Annotated in this window: 16 protein-coding genes; 10 read left to right on the top strand and 6 right to left on the bottom strand. The window is 69.6% G+C overall.

All coding sequences use genetic code 11. The annotated features are described in order from the left end of the window. Nucleotides 1-196: 196 nt before the first annotated feature. Both yhjD and FCN18_RS36750 read left to right on the top strand, forming a co-directional pair. Entirely contained in the window at nucleotides 197-1,210 is a 1,014-nt protein-coding gene (gene yhjD, locus FCN18_RS36745; protein ID WP_112277034.1) for an inner membrane protein YhjD, read from the top strand. A gap of 48 nt (nucleotides 1,211-1,258) precedes the next feature. Next, nucleotides 1,259-2,536 carry an MFS transporter gene (locus FCN18_RS36750; protein WP_369973650.1) on the top strand — a complete coding sequence of 426 codons (1,278 nt, stop codon included), beginning with the start codon at nucleotides 1,259-1,261 and terminating at the stop codon, nucleotides 2,534-2,536. A gap of 104 nt (nucleotides 2,537-2,640) precedes the next feature. On the opposite strand, the gene FCN18_RS36755 is transcribed toward FCN18_RS36750, so the two are convergent. Continuing rightward, entirely contained in the window at nucleotides 2,641-3,873 is a 1,233-nt protein-coding gene (locus FCN18_RS36755; RefSeq protein WP_137097327.1) for a D-alanyl-D-alanine carboxypeptidase family protein, read from the bottom strand. Between the two features lie 42 nt (nucleotides 3,874-3,915). On the opposite strand from FCN18_RS36755, the gene FCN18_RS36760 reads away from it, so the two are divergent. Next, nucleotides 3,916-4,176, top strand: a complete 261-nt coding sequence (locus tag FCN18_RS36760) for an SCO4848 family membrane protein (protein WP_112277038.1) — start codon at nucleotides 3,916-3,918, stop codon at nucleotides 4,174-4,176. Next, a complete protein-coding gene (locus FCN18_RS36765; protein WP_112277040.1) occupies nucleotides 4,173-4,574 on the top strand; it encodes a hypothetical protein in 402 nt (133 codons plus the stop codon). Before FCN18_RS36760 ends, FCN18_RS36765 begins: the two co-directional genes overlap by 4 nt. Before the next feature lie 44 nt (nucleotides 4,575-4,618). Here FCN18_RS36765 and FCN18_RS36770 read toward each other — a convergent pair whose 3' ends face one another. The 5 genes from FCN18_RS36770 to sdhC form a co-directional block, all read right to left on the bottom strand. Next, entirely contained in the window at nucleotides 4,619-5,059 is a 441-nt protein-coding gene (locus FCN18_RS36770; RefSeq protein ID WP_199543473.1) for a hypothetical protein, read from the bottom strand. A 161-nt stretch (nucleotides 5,060-5,220) separates the two neighbouring features. Further along, nucleotides 5,221-6,000 (bottom strand): succinate dehydrogenase iron-sulfur subunit, encoded by a 780-nt coding sequence (locus tag FCN18_RS36775; RefSeq protein WP_112277042.1) that lies wholly within the window; start codon nucleotides 5,998-6,000, stop codon nucleotides 5,221-5,223. Between the two features lie 37 nt (nucleotides 6,001-6,037). Next, nucleotides 6,038-7,825 carry a succinate dehydrogenase flavoprotein subunit gene (gene sdhA / locus FCN18_RS36780; protein ID WP_112277044.1) on the bottom strand — a complete coding sequence of 596 codons (1,788 nt, stop codon included), beginning with the start codon at nucleotides 7,823-7,825 and terminating at the stop codon, nucleotides 6,038-6,040. A 25-nt stretch (nucleotides 7,826-7,850) separates the two neighbouring features. Next, nucleotides 7,851-8,276, bottom strand: a complete 426-nt coding sequence (locus FCN18_RS36785; protein ID WP_110334947.1) for a succinate dehydrogenase hydrophobic membrane anchor subunit — start codon at nucleotides 8,274-8,276, stop codon at nucleotides 7,851-7,853. Continuing rightward, nucleotides 8,276-8,722 carry a succinate dehydrogenase, cytochrome b556 subunit gene (sdhC, locus tag FCN18_RS36790; RefSeq protein ID WP_110334948.1) on the bottom strand — a complete coding sequence of 149 codons (447 nt, stop codon included), beginning with the start codon at nucleotides 8,720-8,722 and terminating at the stop codon, nucleotides 8,276-8,278. Before sdhC ends, FCN18_RS36785 begins: the two co-directional genes overlap by 1 nt. 400 nt (nucleotides 8,723-9,122) lie before the next feature. Between sdhC and FCN18_RS36795 the strand changes: the two genes are divergently transcribed. From FCN18_RS36795 to FCN18_RS36820, 6 genes are all read left to right on the top strand, one after another. Then, entirely contained in the window at nucleotides 9,123-10,175 is a 1,053-nt protein-coding gene (locus tag FCN18_RS36795) for a BMP family lipoprotein (RefSeq protein WP_199543472.1), read from the top strand. A gap of 86 nt (nucleotides 10,176-10,261) precedes the next feature. Then, nucleotides 10,262-11,791 carry an ABC transporter ATP-binding protein gene (locus tag FCN18_RS36800; protein ID WP_137097328.1) on the top strand — a complete coding sequence of 510 codons (1,530 nt, stop codon included), beginning with the start codon at nucleotides 10,262-10,264 and terminating at the stop codon, nucleotides 11,789-11,791. Further along, complete coding sequence (locus tag FCN18_RS36805; RefSeq protein ID WP_112277050.1) at nucleotides 11,791-12,909, top strand: ABC transporter permease; 1,119 nt, start codon at nucleotides 11,791-11,793, stop codon at nucleotides 12,907-12,909. The genes FCN18_RS36800 and FCN18_RS36805 overlap by 1 nt, the downstream gene beginning before the upstream one ends. Next, the gene (locus tag FCN18_RS36810; protein ID WP_137097329.1) at nucleotides 12,906-14,162 is read left to right on the top strand and encodes an ABC transporter permease; all 1,257 of its coding nucleotides are present in this window, start codon (nucleotides 12,906-12,908) and stop codon (nucleotides 14,160-14,162) included. The genes FCN18_RS36805 and FCN18_RS36810 overlap by 4 nt, the downstream gene beginning before the upstream one ends. After that, complete coding sequence (locus FCN18_RS36815; protein ID WP_112277054.1) at nucleotides 14,159-14,557, top strand: cytidine deaminase; 399 nt, start codon at nucleotides 14,159-14,161, stop codon at nucleotides 14,555-14,557. Before FCN18_RS36810 ends, FCN18_RS36815 begins: the two co-directional genes overlap by 4 nt. A gap of 5 nt (nucleotides 14,558-14,562) precedes the next feature. Further along, nucleotides 14,563-15,849, top strand: coding sequence for a thymidine phosphorylase (locus FCN18_RS36820; protein ID WP_137097330.1), 1,287 nt, complete (start codon nucleotides 14,563-14,565; stop codon nucleotides 15,847-15,849). Nucleotides 15,850-15,951: the final 102 nt, after the last annotated feature.

Below are 15,951 nucleotides of genomic sequence, written 5' to 3' on the forward strand. Positions count from 1 at the left end.
CCGGACGACCCTCCCGCCAACGCACCACCACCTACGGCAGAACCCCCCTCCCCACCTGACCCGCGACACGGACCGCTCCTCGCGGCAACCACACTCGTCGGCGCTCTGGCTTCGGGCTACCAGGTGCGCGAGGTCAGCGGCACCGGTCCTGAGCGTTCGCGTTGCGGGGGTCGTTACCCCTGGTTAGCGTCATCGCGTGACGGAACAGAAGGCGGAAAAGGAAAAGCTGCTGCCGCGGTTGCGCAGGAAGTATCCCTGGTTCGACCACGTCATCAGAGCCAACGACGCCTTCTCCGAGCGCTATGGCAATCACTACGCCGCCGCGATCACCTACTTCTCAGTGCTGTCGCTGTTCCCGCTGCTGATGGTCGGGTTCTCGGTGGCGGGCTTCATCCTGGCCGGCAACGAGGCCGCGTTGCGGGAACTGCGGGACGGGATCATCTCCTCGGCACCCGAGGGGCTCGGCGACTTCCTCGCCACGATCGTCGACGCCGCCCTCGACTCCAGGGCGGGCGTGGGCGTGCTCGGTCTGCTTCTGGCGTTCTACTCGGGGCTGGGCTGGATGACCAACCTCCGTGACGCGCTCACCGCGCAGTGGGGCCAGGAGAAGAGGCAGCTGCCGTTCCTGTCGACGAAGGTCAAGGACCTCGTTGCGCTCGTCGGCCTCGGGCTGGCGCTCGCGGTGTCGTTCGGTCTGACCGCCGTGGGCGGCGGGGTCGGCAACTTCCTGCTGGAGCTGGTGGGGCTCGACGACGCGGCGTGGGCGCGTTTCCTGCTGCGGCTGGCGACGATCGTGCTCGCGCTGGCCGCGAACGTGCTCGTTTTTCTGTGGGTGATCTCTCAGCTGCCGAGGGAGAAGGTGAGCGTGCGCAGCGCGGTGAAGGGCGCCGTGCTCGCCGCGGTCGGGTTCGAGGTGCTCAAGCAGGTCGCCACGGTGTACCTGGCGAGTGTCACGAGCTCGCCGAGCGGGGCGTTGTTCGGTCCGATCATCGGTCTGCTGGTGTTCGCCAACCTCGTCTCGCGGTTCCTGCTGTTCGTCACGGCGTGGACGGCGACGGCGCGGGAGAACGTCGTTCGCAGGGTCGCACCGCCGCCACCGGCGGTGATCAGGCCGAACGTCCAGGTGCAGCGGGGTGCGGGCGCCGGGCTCGCGGCCGGCGCGTTCGGCGCAGGGGCGCTGCTGGGCTGGCTCGGCCGCCGTCGTCGCTGAGGGCTGGTCGTCGTCCCCCTCAATTAAGCTCGCTCTGTAAGCGAAGGGGTGAGCGTGAGCGACACGGTGACGGCGCCGGAACAGACGAAGCTGCCGAGGGAGATCTACGTCCTGGTGGGGGCGAGCTTCCTCATCGCCATCGGCTACGGACTGATCGGGCCCGCGCTGCCCAACTTCGCGGCGAGCTTCGACGTGGGTGTGACGGCGGCGTCGTTCGTGGTCAGCGCGTTCGCGTTGGTGCGGCTGGCCTTCGCGCCGGCGAGCGGGCGGCTGGTGACGCGGTTCGGCGAGCGGCCCACCTACCTGTGGGGGCTCTCGATCGTCGCCGTCGGCACCATCGCGTGCGCGTTCGCCACCGACTACTGGCAGCTGCTGCTGTTCCGCTCGGCGAGCGGCGTGGGCTCGACGATGTTCACGGTGTCCGCGATCGGCCTGCTCATCCGCATCTCGCCGGTGCACCTGCGGGGTAGGGCGTCCGGGCTGTGGGGCACGAGCTTCCTGCTGGGCGGCATCGCCGGCCCGGTGCTCGGCAGCGGGCTGGTCGCCGTATCGCTGCGGGCGCCGTTCCTGGCCTACGGGCTCGCGCTGGTGCTCACCACCGTGCTCGTGTGGTGGCAGCTGCGGCACTCCGCGCTGGCCTCCCGGCAGGCCGACGACGGCGCGCCCGCGATGACGTTCCGGCAGGCGCTTCGCCACCCCACCTACCGGGCGGCGCTCATGTCGAACCTAGCCAACGGTTGGGTCGTGCTCGGCGTGCGCATGTCGCTCATGCCGCTGTTCGTCACGGCCGTGCTGGCCAAGGACGAGTCGTTCACCGGCTTCGCGCTCGCCGTTTTCGCGGGCGCCAACGCGGCGGTGCTGCTGCTCGCTGGTCGCTATGCCGACCGCAGAGGGCGCAAGCCGCCCGCCGTGGCGGGGCTCGCGCTGCTCGTGGTGGGCACGGTGTTCCTCGGCATCACCGACAACCCGTGGATCTTCCTGGCGGCCTCGCTCGTGGCCGGGGTCGGATCGGGCGCGCTGAACCCGTCGCAGAGCGCCGCGGTCGCCGACGTCCTCGGGGCGAAGGCGCGCGGCGGCTCGGTGCTCGCGGGCTTCCAGATGGCGGCCGACGTCGGCGCCGTGGTGGGCCCGCTCGCGGCGGGCGCGATCGCGGAACGCTGGTCCTACGGCGCTGCGTTCGCCGTCACGGGCGCCGTCGCCGCGCTCGCGCTGGTGCTGTGGATCGCGGCGAGGGAGACCCTGCCCACCGGCCGCGAGACCGAGAACGCCGAGCACACCGCGCAGGACGCGGCGACGGACAACTGCTGCGAGTCACGCGGCGGCTGACCCGCCCCGCCTGATCCCAGCCAACCGCAGTGAAGGCCACCATGCCTGCGTTCAACGCAGTGAAGGTGGCCTTTACTGCGGTTGGCTGACCAGGGGCCCGCGCCTCACTCCGGGCGCTGGAGCAGGCCCTTCCGGTGTCCGATGAGCAGGCCGATGGCCACGATGACGATCACGATCAGCGTGACGATCCAGCCGGTGGTGCCGAACGGGTCGGTGACGCTCGACGACGCGGCCGACACGTCGCCGGAGTCGCTTTCGCCCGCTGCCGCCTCGTCGACCTCGGCCGGGTCGGGAATGGTCACCTGGCCGACCGGGTCGGCGCCGGAGGCCGCCAGTGCGAAGCCGTAGTCGAGCAGCGCCTTGGCCTGCTCCGCCACGCGGACGGGGCGCTGCTCGGTGCGCAGCATGATCACCGAGATCCTGGTGCCGTCCCGCTCGGCGGCGCCGGCGTAGGTGTGGCGCGAGTCGTCGGTGAAGCCTGTCTTGCCGCCGAGGAAGCCCTCGTAGCCGTCCCACAGCTGGTTGTCGTTGTAGATCGGGTAGCTCGGCTGGCCGGTGCCGCCGGGGAAGTCCATGTGCTGCGTGCCCACCGCGTCGGCGTACTCCGGCTGCCGCATGGCGTAGCCGAAGATCAGGCTCATGTCGTAGGCCGACGTCATCATCCCCGGCCCGTCCAAACCGGACGGTGTGGCCGCGCGGGTGTCCTCGGCGCCGAGTCGTTTCGCGAGCGCGTTCATCTTGCCGACCGCTGTCGGCACGCCGCCCAGCGCCGTGCCGAGCGCGTGCGCGACGTCGTTGCCGGAGCGCATCAGCAACGCGTGCAGCAGATCGTCCACTGTGTACCGCGAGCCCGCGACGATGCCCACGCACGTGCATTCCTGGTTGGCGTCCTCGACGGTCGGGATCACCACCTGTTCGGGAGACAGCTCGTCGATCACCACGAGTGCGAGCAGGGTCTTGATGAGCGACGCGGGCCGCTGGCGGCCGTGCGGGTCCTTCGCGGCGAGCACCTCGCCGGTCTCCATGTCCTGCAGCAGCCAGGAGGCCGCCGTGTCCGGCTCGGGCGGGGCCGGGGCGGTCGGCGGCACCACATAGCCGCATTCGGCCATGCGCTCGCCGCCCGCCGGCTCGTCGGGCACCGGCAGCGGGACCGGGGACGGCTGCCCCGGCGGCGGCTTCTCGGAGGTGTCCACGGGAGGCGGCGGCAGCAGCTCGTTGGGGCACGCCTGCGCCTGCCGCGCGACCGGCGACTGCGCCAGTGCTGGTAGCCCCGCCGAGGCGAGGAGACCGGACAGGAGGGTGACGATCAGAACCCGTAAGGGAAGAGCACTGCGCACCCGTGCAGGCTAGCCGGGAGCCAGGGATAGATACTGGGCGGTATGCGTATGTCTCGCCGCACGTCACTCTTTCTGCTTGCTTTCGGCGTGTGGTCCTGGATCATCTGGATCACCTTCGCCAGGAACCTCTGGGACAGCGACAACGCCTTCACCGCGGACGGCTCGCCGACGCCGTTCTTCTGGGTGCATCTGGTGCTCGCCGTCGTGTCGTTCGTGCTGGGCACGATCATCGGAGTCATCGGCTGGCGCGGCCTGCGCGCGACCCGGAACCGCGCCGACTCAAAGGACGTCAACCGATCGTGACCCAGTTCCAGCCGCAGCCGCCCGCACCGCGCTCTCGACGCGCTCCGCTCCTGCTCGGCCTGCTCGTCGGCGTCCTCCTCGGTGGGGGAGGCGTGGGGCTGGGCTGGCTGCTCAGCTCCTCCGGTGACGCCGAGGGAGCGCAGGCCGACGCCACGGCGGCGTGCGACCTCGTGGCCCGCACGCCCCACGTCGACCTGGAGGCCGACCTGACCGGGTTGTACCGGCTGTCGGCGGCCTCGTCCCTCGCCGGCGCGGCTGCCGAGGCGGACGGCGCCTACGAACCGGTGAACGAGGCGCTGCGAGACGTGGTCAACTACGTCCAGCGCCGCATGGACGCCGAGAGCGAGGGCTTCCGGGAGTCGATGGCCGCTGCCCGCGCCGCCTGCGCGGAGGTCTAGGGAGCGGCCCCCGCCCCGTCGCCCGTAGGGTTGGGAGACGCCCCTCAGGAGCGCCGGAGCCGGGAGAGCAGCCACGCGACGGCACCGGTGGCCGCACCGACCGCCGTGCCCGTCACCACGCTGCTGAGGAACGCGAAGCCACGCAGCACCACGGTCTCCGTACCGGGGGACAGCACGCCGGCCAGGTTGCCGCCGAGCGCGGGCGGGTCGTCGAACGACTCCTCCCAGAACACCTGGTGACCGATGGCGAGGAGGATCCCGTACACCAGGCCGACCGCGAGCAACGTCAGGAACGGGTTCTCGACCCGCCTCACCAGCACCACGGTCACCCAGATCACCAGCGGCACCCACACGAGCAGCGCGTTGACCGCTGGACCCACCAGGTCCAGGTCGTGCGCGACCACGCGCGGCACGGCGAGCAGCGCCAGCCCGAAGATCGCGAGCTTGGACAGCCCCGGTGACCGCTTCCCAGTTTCCTGTACCACGCACGCAACGCTAAGGGCCGAACCCCCGCGACGTCGTCACCCCAGAGATGACACCTCGCAACGAACCTCTCCACCCACAGAGGTAGGCCCAAAAGCACCCAAGGCCACCTTTGCTGCGTTGAGCGCAACAAAGGTGGCCTTGGGGAGCGTTGGCGAAAGGGTCAGACGCGCTTGAAGAGCAGGGCGCGCTTGACCTCCTGGATCGCCTTGGTCACCTGGATGCCACGGGGGCAGGCGTCGGTGCAGTTGAACGTCGTGCGGCAGCGCCACACGCCCTCGGCGTCGTTGAGGATGTCCAGCCGCTCCTCGGAGGCCTCGTCGCGCGAGTCGAAGATGAACCGGTGCGCGTTGACGATCGCGGCAGGGCCGAAGTACGACCCGTCCGCCCAGTACACCGGGCACGAGGAGGTGCAGCAGGCGCACAGGATGCACTTGGTCGTGTCGTCGAAGCGCTCCCGGTCGGCCGCCGACTGGATCCGCTCGCGCGTCGGCTCGTTGCCGTACGCGATGAGGTACGGCTTCACCGCGCGGTAGGCCTCGAAGAAGGGCTCCATGTCGACATAGAGGTCCTTCATCGTGGGCAGGCCCTTGATCGGCGCGACCGTGATGGTGGTCTGCTTGCCCTTCTTGGCCAGCAGGTCCTTCACGAGCACCTTGCACGCGAGGCGGTTGATGCCGTTGATCTGCATCGCGTCCGACCCGCAGATGCCGTGCGCGCAAGAACGACGGAACGACAGCGTGCCGTCCACGTAGTTCTTGATGTTCATCAGCAGGTTCAGCACGCGGTCCGTCGGCAGCGCCGGGACGTCGTAGGACTCCCAGTGCGGCTCGTCGTCGATCTCCGGGTTGAAACGCTGGATCTTCACCGTGACGGTGAGCGAGCCCTCCGGCGCCGGGATCTGCGACGTGTCGTGGACGGTGCTTTCAGCTACAGCGGTCATTTCGCTTCCTCCGCGGGAAGGAGTACGTCGGAAGGCATCAGTACTTCCGCTCCATCGGCTCGTACCGGGTGAAGGTCACCGGCTTGTAGTCCAGCCGGATGTCCGAGATGAACCCGTTGAGGCCCAGCGGGGCGTCCGGGTCCTCCTTCTCCGGCAGGATCTTGTACGACATCGAGTGCCGCATGAAGTTGACGTCGTCCCGGTTCGGGTAGTCCTCGCGGGCGTGGCCGCCGCGGGACTCCTTCCGGGCCAGCGCCGCGTTGACGAGCAGCTCGGCGAGATCGAGCAGGAAGCCCAGCTCGATGGCCTCGAGCAGGTCGGTGTTGTACCGCTTGCCCTTGTCCTGCACCGAGATCCGGCCGTAGCGCTCCTTGAGCGCCTGCACGTCGGTGAGCGCCTGCTTCAGCGTGTCCTCGGTGCGGTACACCGCCGCGTTGGCGTCCATCGTCTGCTGCAACTCGGTGCGGATGTCGGCGACGCGCTCGCCGCCGTGCGCGGTGCGCAGGTGCTCGACCATGCCCTCGACCATCTTCGCCGGCGCCTCGGGCAGCTCCACGTGCTCGCGGCCCTGCGCGTACTCGGCGGCGGCGATGCCCGCCCTGCGGCCGAACACGTTGATGTCGAGCAGCGAGTTGGTGCCGAGCCGGTTGGCGCCGTGCACCGACACGCAGGCGACCTCACCCGCGGCGTAGAGGCCGGGGATGACGTGCTCGTTGTCCCGCAGCGCCTCGCCGTGCACGTTGGTCGGGATGCCGCCCATCGCGTAGTGCGCGGTGGGGTACACCGGCACCGGCTCCTTCACCGGGTCGACGCCGAGGTACGTGCGCGCGAACTCGGTGATGTCGGGCAGCTTCGTCTCCAGCACCTCGGCACCGAGGTGGGTGCAGTCGAGGTAGACGTAGTCCTTGTTCGGACCGGCGCCCCTGCCCTCCAGCACCTCGAGCACCATCGACCGGGCGACGATGTCGCGTGGTGCGAGGTCCTTGATGGTGGGGGCGTAGCGCTCCATGAACCGCTCGCCCGACTCGTTGCGCAGGATCGCGCCCTCACCGCGGGCGCCCTCGGTGAGCAGGATGCCGAGGCCGGCGAGGCCGGTCGGGTGGAACTGGTAGAACTCCATGTCCTCGAGCGGGAGGCCCTTGCGCGCGTAGATGCCCATCCCGTCGCCGGTCAGGGTGTGCGCGTTGGACGTGGTCTTGAAGACCTTGCCGAAGCCGCCCGTGGCGAACACGATCGACTTGGCCTGGAAGACGTGGATCTCGCCGGTCGCGAGCTCGTAGGCGATCGCGCCGGAGGCCACCGGGCCGTCGGCGGTCTCGGTGAGCGCGATGTCGAGCACGTAGAACTCGTTGAAGAACTCGATGCCGTGCTTGACGCAGTTCTGGTACAGCGTCTGCAGGATCATGTGACCGGTGCGGTCGGCCGCGTAGCAGGAGCGGCGCACCGCCGCCTTGCCGTGGTCACGGGTGTGACCGCCGAAGCGCCGCTGGTCGATCTTGCCCTCGGGGGTCCGGTTGAACGGCAGCCCCATCTTCTCGAGGTCGAGCACCGCGTCGATGGCCTCCTTGGCCATGATCTCCGCGGCGTCCTGGTCGGTGAGGTAGTCGCCACCCTTGACCGTGTCGAAGGTGTGCCACTCCCAGTTGTCCTCTTCGACGTTCGCCAGCGCGGCGCACATGCCGCCCTGCGCTGCGCCGGTGTGCGAACGCGTCGGGTAGAGCTTGGTGAGCACCGCCGTGCGGGAGCGCTGGCCCGCTTCGATGGCCGCCCGCATGCCGGCGCCGCCGGCTCCGACGATCACCACGTCGTACTTGTGAAACTGCATGATGTGCGAACTCCGTGTGGTGGGCTCAGCTGGCCGGGATGTCGGGATCGAACGTGAAGACCACCAGCGTGCCGAGCACGAGGATGACGGCCATCGCCACGTAGAGCAGCATCTTCAACCAGAAGCGCGTGTTGTCCTTGCGGGCGTAGTCGTCGATGATCGTGCGCAGCCCGTTGCCGCCGTGCAGCTGGGCGAGCCAGAGCATCGACAGGTCCCAGAACTGCCAGAACGGCGAGGACCAGCGACCCGCGACGAACGCGAAGTTGATGCGGTGCACACCGCCGTCGAGGATGTTCATGATGAAGAGGTGGCCGAGCACCAGCACCACCAGCGCGAGGCCGGAGATGCGCATGAACACCCAGCTGTAGAGCTCGAAGTTGTTGCGCCGGGCGGCGGGCCTGCGTGGGGAACGCGGCTTGTCGAGCGCGAGCGCGGAAGTGCTGTCTGCCATCAGTGCCCGCCTCCGAAGAGCTCGCTGACCGTGCGCTCGAGCATGAAGTAGGTGCCCGGGATCATCACGACGACCCAGATGCCGACGATGCCCCAGAGCATGGGGCGCTGGTACTTCGGCCCCTTGGACCAGAAGTCCACGAGGATCACTCTGAGACCGTTCAGCGCGTGGTAGAGCACGGCGCCGACGAGCGCGACCTCGAGCAGGTTGACGACCGGGGACTTGTAGGTCTCGATGACCTCGTCGTAGGCGTTCGGTGAGACCCGGACGAGCGCGGTGTCGAGAACGTGGACGAACAGGAAGAAAAAGGTGAGCACGCCGGTGATGCGGTGCAGCACCCAGGACCACATGCCGGGGTCGCCGCGGTAGAACGTTCCGCTCCGGCGTGAGGCGCCAGCCCGATCACTCGCTCCCGCCTCGGCGGCGGTGCTCGCAGTGGTGGACATCGGTGTACGGCCTCCAACGTCACTGATGGACTTTGCCCGGCGGACCGCGACTTTGCCGTGGTCAGGGTCGTCGAGCGTGGATACGAGGGGATGCTAGACCCGCAGCGTCGACCTGGCTCAACCTCGGGTTGTCGTCTGTGATGGACCAGACACTGAGGAGCACAACGGACGTGTCCCACGTCTCTTCACCCGCTCTTCACTGAATCGTGTGACCCAGTGCCCGGTCACATACCGTGTGCAGTCAGTCGCGCGCCGAGCCCTTGAGTAAACATTTGGGTTACGCGCGGTGGCAATCGCATGCCTGGAATCTCACAGAGCGGTACGGTTCGCCAGTCGGCCCGGCAGGAGCGTCGGGCCGTTCTCAGTTGGTCCGCGCATGCAGCGGGGAGGGAGATACACCGTGCTTCGAAAGCGTGGTGGAGCGCTGGCGGCGATCGCCATGGCCGGCGTGCTGGCATTGTCCGCGTGCGGCGGTGGCGGCGAAGACAGCGGCGCCGGAAGCGGCGGAGACGGCGCGCTCAAGATCGGGCTCGCCTACGACATCGGTGGCCGAGGCGACCAGTCGTTCAACGACTCCGCGGCTCGTGGCCTGGACAAGGCCAAGCAGGAGTTCGGTATCGAGGCCACCGAGCTGGAGGCCAGCCAGGGCGAGACCGACGCCCAGAAGGAGGACCGGCTCCGGCAGCTGGCCGAGGGCGGTTACAACCCGATCATCGCGGTCGGCTTCGCCTACGCGGGCCCGCTCGGCAAGGTCGCCAAGGACTACCCCGACGTGAAGTTCGCGATCATCGACGACTACACGCCGGGCACCGACGACGGCCCCAACATCGCGAACCTGACCTTCGCCGAGGAGCAGGGCTCCTTCCTCGTGGGCGTGGCCGCGGCGCTGAAGAGCAAGACCGGCAACGTCGGCTTCGTCGGCGGGGTCAACACCCCGCTGATCCAGAAGTTCCAGGCCGGCTACGAGGCGGGCGTCAAGGCCGTGAAGCCGGACGCGACCGTGCAGGTCAAGTACCTGACCCAGCCGCCGGACTTCAGCGGGTTCAACGATCCCGCCAAGGGCGAGACCGCCGCGAACGGCATGCTGGACGCGGGCGCCGACGTTGTCTACGCGGCCGCGGGCGGTTCGGGCAGCGGTGTCTTCCGCGCCGCGAAGGACAAGGGCGCCATGGGCATCGGCGTCGACTCCGACCAGTACAACCTCCCGTCGCTGGCCGACGTCAAGGACGTGATCATCACCTCGATGGTCAAGAGCGTCGACGTCGCGGTCTACGACTTCATCAAGTCGGTGAACGACAACGCGTTCAAGGCGGGCAACAAGATCTACGACCTCGAGGTCGGTGGCGTGAAGTACGCCACGAGCGGCGGCAAGATCGACGACATCCAGCCGCGGCTCGAGGAGTACAAGCAGAAGATCATCTCGGGCGAGATCAAGGTCCCTTCGACCACGTAAGCCGCATCAACGACGCGAGCCGGCGGCCCCGGGGCGATCCCCCGGGTCCGCCGGCTTCGGCGTAGCACCGGCAAGGAGCGTGCACCATCAGCAGCAGCGAATCAGCGCTCGCCGTCGAGCTCAGAGGCATCACCAAACGCTTCCCAGGCGTCGTCGCGAACGCCGACGTGAACGTGGCGGTCCGGACCGGAACCGTGCACGCGCTCGTCGGCGAGAACGGCGCGGGCAAGTCGACGCTGATGAAGATCCTCTACGGGATGCAGCGGCCCGACGAGGGCACCATCTCCATCGACGGCACGCAGGCCGACCTCAGCACCCCCGCGGACGCCATCGCGGTCGGCATCGGCATGGTGCACCAGCACTTCATGCTCGCCGACAACCTCACCGTGCTCGAGAACGTCGTGCTCGGCGACGAGCCGCGCGGGGGCGGCGGCATCGACTTCAAGGCCGCCCGCGCCAAGATCAGGGACATCTCCGCCCGGTACGGGCTCGGCGTCGAGCCCGACCGGCTCGTCGACGAGCTCGGTGTCGGCGAGCGCCAGCGTGTCGAGATCCTCAAGGTGCTCTTCCGGGGCGCGCGGATCCTCATCCTCGACGAGCCGACGGCCGTGCTCGTGCCGCAGGAGGTCGACGAGCTGTTCGGCAACCTGCGTGAGCTGAAGTCCGAGGGCCTCACGATCCTGTTCATCTCGCACAAGCTCGACGAGGTCCTCTCGGTAGCCGACGACATCACGGTCATGCGCAGGGGGACCACGGTCGCCAGCGTGAGTCCCGGCGATGTCACGGCCCGCCAGCTCGCCGAGCTGATGGTCGGCAGCGCGCTGCCGGTGCCGGAGCTGCGCGAGTCGACCGTCACCGACACCCCGGTGCTCGAGGTCGATGGCCTCACGGTGACCGCGCCCGACGGGCGCACGGTGCTGGAGGAGATGTCCTTCACCATCAACGCGGGCGAGGTGCTCGGCATCGCGGGCGTCGAGGGCAACGGACAGGCCGAGCTCGTCGAGGCGCTGATGGGCATCCGTCCCTTGCAGGCGGGGCGGATCGCGTTGCAGGGCAAGGACATCACGAAGCTGTCCACTCGCAAGCGCCGCGACGCGGGCGTGGGCTACATCCCCGAGGACCGGCACCGCCAGGGCGTGCTGCTGGAGGCGACGCTCTGGGAGAACCGCATCCTCGGGCACCAGACCAGGGCGCCGAGCGTGCGCGGGCTGCTGCTCAACCGGGCGGGCGCGCGGGCCGACACCCAGCGGATCGTCGACGAGTACGACGTCCGCACCCCGAACATCGACGTGCTCGCGGGCTCGCTGTCCGGCGGCAACCAGCAGAAGCTGATCGTCGGCAGGGAGATGAGCGGGAACCCGGTGCTGCTGATCGCCTCGCACCCCACGCGTGGTGTCGACGTCGGGGCGCAGGCCGCGATCTGGGAGCAGATCCGCAAGGCCCGCGCCGAGCACCTGGCCGTGCTGCTGATCTCCGCCGACCTCGACGAGTTGATCGGCATGTCCGACAGCCTCGCGGTGATCCTGCGCGGCAGGCTCGTCGCCTCCTACGACCCGAAGGCCGTCACTCCGGAGGAACTCGGCTCGGCGATGACCGGTGCTGGGGAGGGAACGTGATGGGAAGGATCTCGTGGCGCTCGGTGGGGCTGGGCCTCGCGGCGCCCGTCGGAGCGCTCGTGTTCGCGCTCCTGGTCTGCGGCATCATCCTGTCGATCACCGGGCATCCGCCGTTCGACGTCGCCGAGGACATGATCGGCTCGCTCGAACGGCCGCGCACGGTCGCCAACTCGCTCAACAGCGCCACGACGTACTACCTGTCGGCGGTCGCGGTGGCGATCGGCTTCAAGATGCGCCTGTTCAACATCGGCGTCGACGGGCAGTACCGGCTTGCCGCGATGCTCGCGGCCGCGCTCGCGGGCGCCTCGTTCATGGAGTCGCTGCCGTCGGTGGTGCGCATCCTCATGACCATCCTCGCCGCGATGCTCGTCGGCGCGGTCTGGTCGGGCATCGCCGGCTTCCTCAAGATCACGCGCGGCGTGAGCGAGGTCATCTCGACGATCATGCTCAACGCCATCGCGACGGCGCTCGTGGCGTTCCTGCTCAACCCCGACCGCCTCGCGGTCACGGTGGCCGGCAGCAACAACATCGGCACGGCCCCGATCACCGAGGGCGGCCAGGTGCCTGGCATCCCGTACTCCGAGTCCTCTTCGGACGTCTTCGGCCTGATCGTGCTGGCCGCCGTGGTGGGTGTCGCCTACTGGTTCATGCTCAACCGCACCAGGTTCGGCTTCGACCTCAAGGCGACCGGACAGTCGGAGTCCGCGGCCGTCGCCAGCGGAGTGAACGTCAAGAAGATGGTGCTCGCGAGCATGCTGCTCTCCGGCGCGGTCGCCGGGCTCGTCGGCATGCCGCAGCTGCTGGGCGCCTCGCACTCGTACTCGCTGGACTTCCCGGCGGGGCTGGGCTTCACGGGCATCGCGATCGCGCTGCTCGGCCGCAACCACCCCATCGGCATGGCCTTCGCCGCGTTCCTGTGGGGCGCGCTGGACCAGACGTCGAACGTGCTGGACCTCTCCGGCGTGCCGAAGGAGATCGTCGTGATCATGCAGGGCGTGATCGTGTTGTCGGTCGTCATCGCCTATGAGCTGGTGCGCCGCTACAAGCTCCGGCTCGAACAGCGTGACGTCGGGCGGGCACTGGGCACGACCAAGACCCCCGAGGAGGCGCAGGCATGAGTGCGAGCGGACTCGCCGTCGGCGTCCAGGAGACCGTCGCGCCCCCGCGAAGGCGCGCCTCGCCGATGATCTACTTCCTCCTCGCCATCGCGGCGCTTCTCGTGGTGTCGCTGGTCCGCGTCCTGACGGGCGCCGGCAACCTCACCTCCAGCGGCACGGTGGCCGCCGCGCTCACGGCGGCCGTGCCGATCGCGCTGGCCGGTCTGGCGGGGCTCTGGTCCGAACGCGCCGGTGTGATCAACATCGGCCTCGAGGGCATGATGGTGCTCGGCACGTTCGGCGCCGGGCTCTTCGGCTGGCAGTGGGGCCCGTGGGCGGGTGTGCTCGCGGGCGTGGTCCTCGGCGCGTTCGGTGGTCTGATCCACGCGATCGCCACCGTCACCTTCGGCGTCGACCACATCATCTCCGGTGTCGCGATCACCCTCGCCGCGCCGGGGCTGACGCTGTTCCTCGCGAAGCTGTACTTCACCGACGCTCCGGGCGGAGGGCAGAAGCAGTCGCCGCCGATCGAGGACGTCCCGCACGTGACGATCCCCGGCCTGTCGTCGGTGCTCGGCGACATCGAGCAACAGCAGTGGTTCTTCGTGTCCGACCTCGCGGGCCTGCTGCGCGGTCTCACCACGGACGTGTCGCTGCTGACCCTCCTCGCCGTTGTGCTGTTCTTCGCCACCGCCTACGTGCTGTGGCGGACGGCGTTCGGGCTGCGGCTGCGCTCGTGCGGCGAGGCGCCGCACGCGGCGGAGTCGCTCGGCGTGAACGTCTACAAGTACAAGTACGCGGCCATCACGATGTCGGGCGCGCTGGCCGGTCTGGGCGGGGCGATCCTCGCGGTGGCCTCCAGCCAGTTCCGCGACGGCCAGACCGGTGGCCGCGGCTACATCGGCCTCGCGTCGATGATCTTCGGCAACTGGCGGCCAGGCGGGGTCGCCGCGGGCGCCGGGCTGTTCGGCTACACCGACGCCATGCAGCTGCGCGGCGAGGGCGCGGTGCACGCGCTGCTCCTGCTGCTCGGCATCGCGCTGCTCGTGCTCGCGGTGGTGCAGCTGAGGGCCAAGCGCTACGTCGTCGCGGGCGTGGCCACCGTGATCGGTGTGCTGTTCATCCTCTGGTTCGCGCTCACCGACCAGGTGCCGCCCGAGCTCGTCAGCGCCGCGCCGTACGTGGTGACGCTGCTGGTGCTCTCGCTCGCGGCCCAACGCCTGCGCGTTCCGAAGTGGATCGGCCGGACCCACCGAAGGGGCGAGGGCGGATGACGGCGCCCGCGCCCGACTGGGAGGCCCTGCGGCAGGAGGCGGTGCGTGCGGCCCAGCTGGCGTACGCGCCGTACTCCGGCCTGCAGGTCGGCGTCGCCGGGCTGGTCGGCGACGGCAGGCTCGTCACCGGCTGCAACGTCGAGAACGCCAGCTACGGGCTCGGCCTCTGCGCCGAATGCACGATGGCGGGGCAGCTGCGGCTCTCCGGCGGCGGCAGGCTCGTCGCCGTGGCGTGCCGCAGCGGCACCGGTGAGCTGCTGATGCCGTGCGGGCGGTGCAGGCAGATCCTGTTCGAGCTCGGCGGCGCGACATGCCTCGTGGACACACCGAGCGGCATCCTGGCGATGTCACAGGTGCTGCCCGATGCTTTCGGGCCCGCCGACCTCCCGGGGTGACCGCCATGGAACCGTTCGCCGCTGTCGACGTCATCCGCGCCAAGCGAGACGGGGAACGGCTTTCGGCCGAGCAGATCGAGTGGGTCGTCGACGCCTACACCCGCGGGGTGGTGGCGGAGGAGCAGATGGCGGCGCTCGCGATGGCCATCTTCCTCAACGGGATGGACTCGGGCGAGACCGCTCGCTGGACCGGAGCCATGATCGACTCCGGTGAGCGGCTCTCCCTGCACGTGGCGCGTCCGACCGTGGACAAGCATTCGACGGGCGGCGTCGGCGACAAGATCACGTTGCCACTGGCGCCGCTCGTCGCCGCGTGCGGTGCCGCGGTGCCGCAGCTGTCCGGGCGGGGGCTCGGGCACACGGGCGGCACGCTCGACAAGCTCGAGTCCATCCCGGGCTGGCGGGCGGAGCTGTCGGCTGAGGAGATCGGCAGGCAGCTCGCCGAGGTCGGCGCGGTCGTCTGCGCCGCCACCCCGACGCTCGCGCCCGCCGACCGCAAGCTGTACGCCCTGCGTGACGTCACCTCCACCGTCGAGTCGGTTCCGCTCATCGCCAGCTCGATCATGAGCAAGAAGATCGCGGAGGGTTCCGGCGCGCTGGTGCTCGACGTGAAGGTCGGCTCCGGTGCGTTCATGAAGACGATCCGGCAGGCCCGTTCGCTCGCGAGGGCGCTCGTCGGCATCGGCGCGGCGCACGGGGTCGCCACCACGGCGCTGCTGACGGACATGAGCACACCGCTCGGCTCCGCGGTCGGCAACGCCGTCGAGGTCGCCGAGGCCGTGGAGGTGCTCAAGGGCGGCGGCCCGGCCGACGTCGTGGAGCTGACGCTCGCGCTGGCAAGGGAGATGCTCACCCTGGCGGGGCTATCCCATGTCGACCCGGCCGAGGTGCTGGCGTCGGGGGAGGCGTACGAGACGTGGTGCCGGATGATCCGCGCGCAGGGCGGCGACCCGGACGCGGAGCTGCCGAAGCCGGCCCACGTGCACGTGGTGGAGGCGCCCGAGTCCGGTGTGCTGACGCGCCTCGACGCGTACGCGGTCGGCGTCGCGGCGTGGCGGCTCGGCGCCGGCCGGGCGCGAAAGGAGGACCCGGTGCAGCTCGCGGCAGGCGTGCGATGCCTCGCCAAGCCCGGTGATCGCGTCGAGCGCGGGCAACCGCTGCTGGAACTGCACACCGACACCCCCGAGGCGGTTCCGGCCGCCCTCGAGGCGCTCAGCGGCTCCTACGACCTCACCGAGCGCCACAACCCCCCACGCGACGAAGGGATAGTCCTGGACCTGTTCCGAGGCTGACCCCGACCCCGACCCCGGACGCGACCCCCGACGCAGTGAAGGCCACCTTCACTGCGTTGATCAAACACAGCGGCGCGTCAGCGTCTCCGTTTGGGCGGTGGT

This window comes from Prauserella endophytica (genome assembly GCF_005146945.1).
Lineage (GTDB): Bacteria > Actinomycetota > Actinomycetes > Mycobacteriales > Pseudonocardiaceae > Prauserella_A > Prauserella_A endophytica.

Bases quoted from the DNA above. Each gene is read 5' to 3' on its own strand.
- sdhC (WP_110334948.1), bottom strand. From the start codon at position 8,722: ATGTCCACCACTGCGAGCACCGCCGCCGAGGCGGGAGCGAGTGATCGG.
- FCN18_RS36785 (WP_110334947.1), bottom strand. From the start codon at position 8,276: ATGGCAGACAGCACTTCCGCGCTCGCGCTCGACAAGCCGCGTTCCCCA.
- FCN18_RS36815 (WP_112277054.1), top strand. From the start codon at position 14,159: ATGACGGCGCCCGCGCCCGACTGGGAGGCCCTGCGGCAGGAGGCGGTG.
- FCN18_RS36775 (WP_112277042.1), bottom strand. From the start codon at position 6,000: ATGACCGCTGTAGCTGAAAGCACCGTCCACGACACGTCGCAGATCCCG.
- FCN18_RS36805 (WP_112277050.1), top strand. From the start codon at position 11,791: ATGGGAAGGATCTCGTGGCGCTCGGTGGGGCTGGGCCTCGCGGCGCCC.
- sdhA (WP_112277044.1), bottom strand. From the start codon at position 7,825: ATGCAGTTTCACAAGTACGACGTGGTGATCGTCGGAGCCGGCGGCGCC.
- FCN18_RS36760 (WP_112277038.1), top strand. From the start codon at position 3,916: ATGCGTATGTCTCGCCGCACGTCACTCTTTCTGCTTGCTTTCGGCGTG.
- FCN18_RS36820 (WP_137097330.1), top strand. From the start codon at position 14,563: ATGGAACCGTTCGCCGCTGTCGACGTCATCCGCGCCAAGCGAGACGGG.
- FCN18_RS36810 (WP_137097329.1), top strand. From the start codon at position 12,906: ATGAGTGCGAGCGGACTCGCCGTCGGCGTCCAGGAGACCGTCGCGCCC.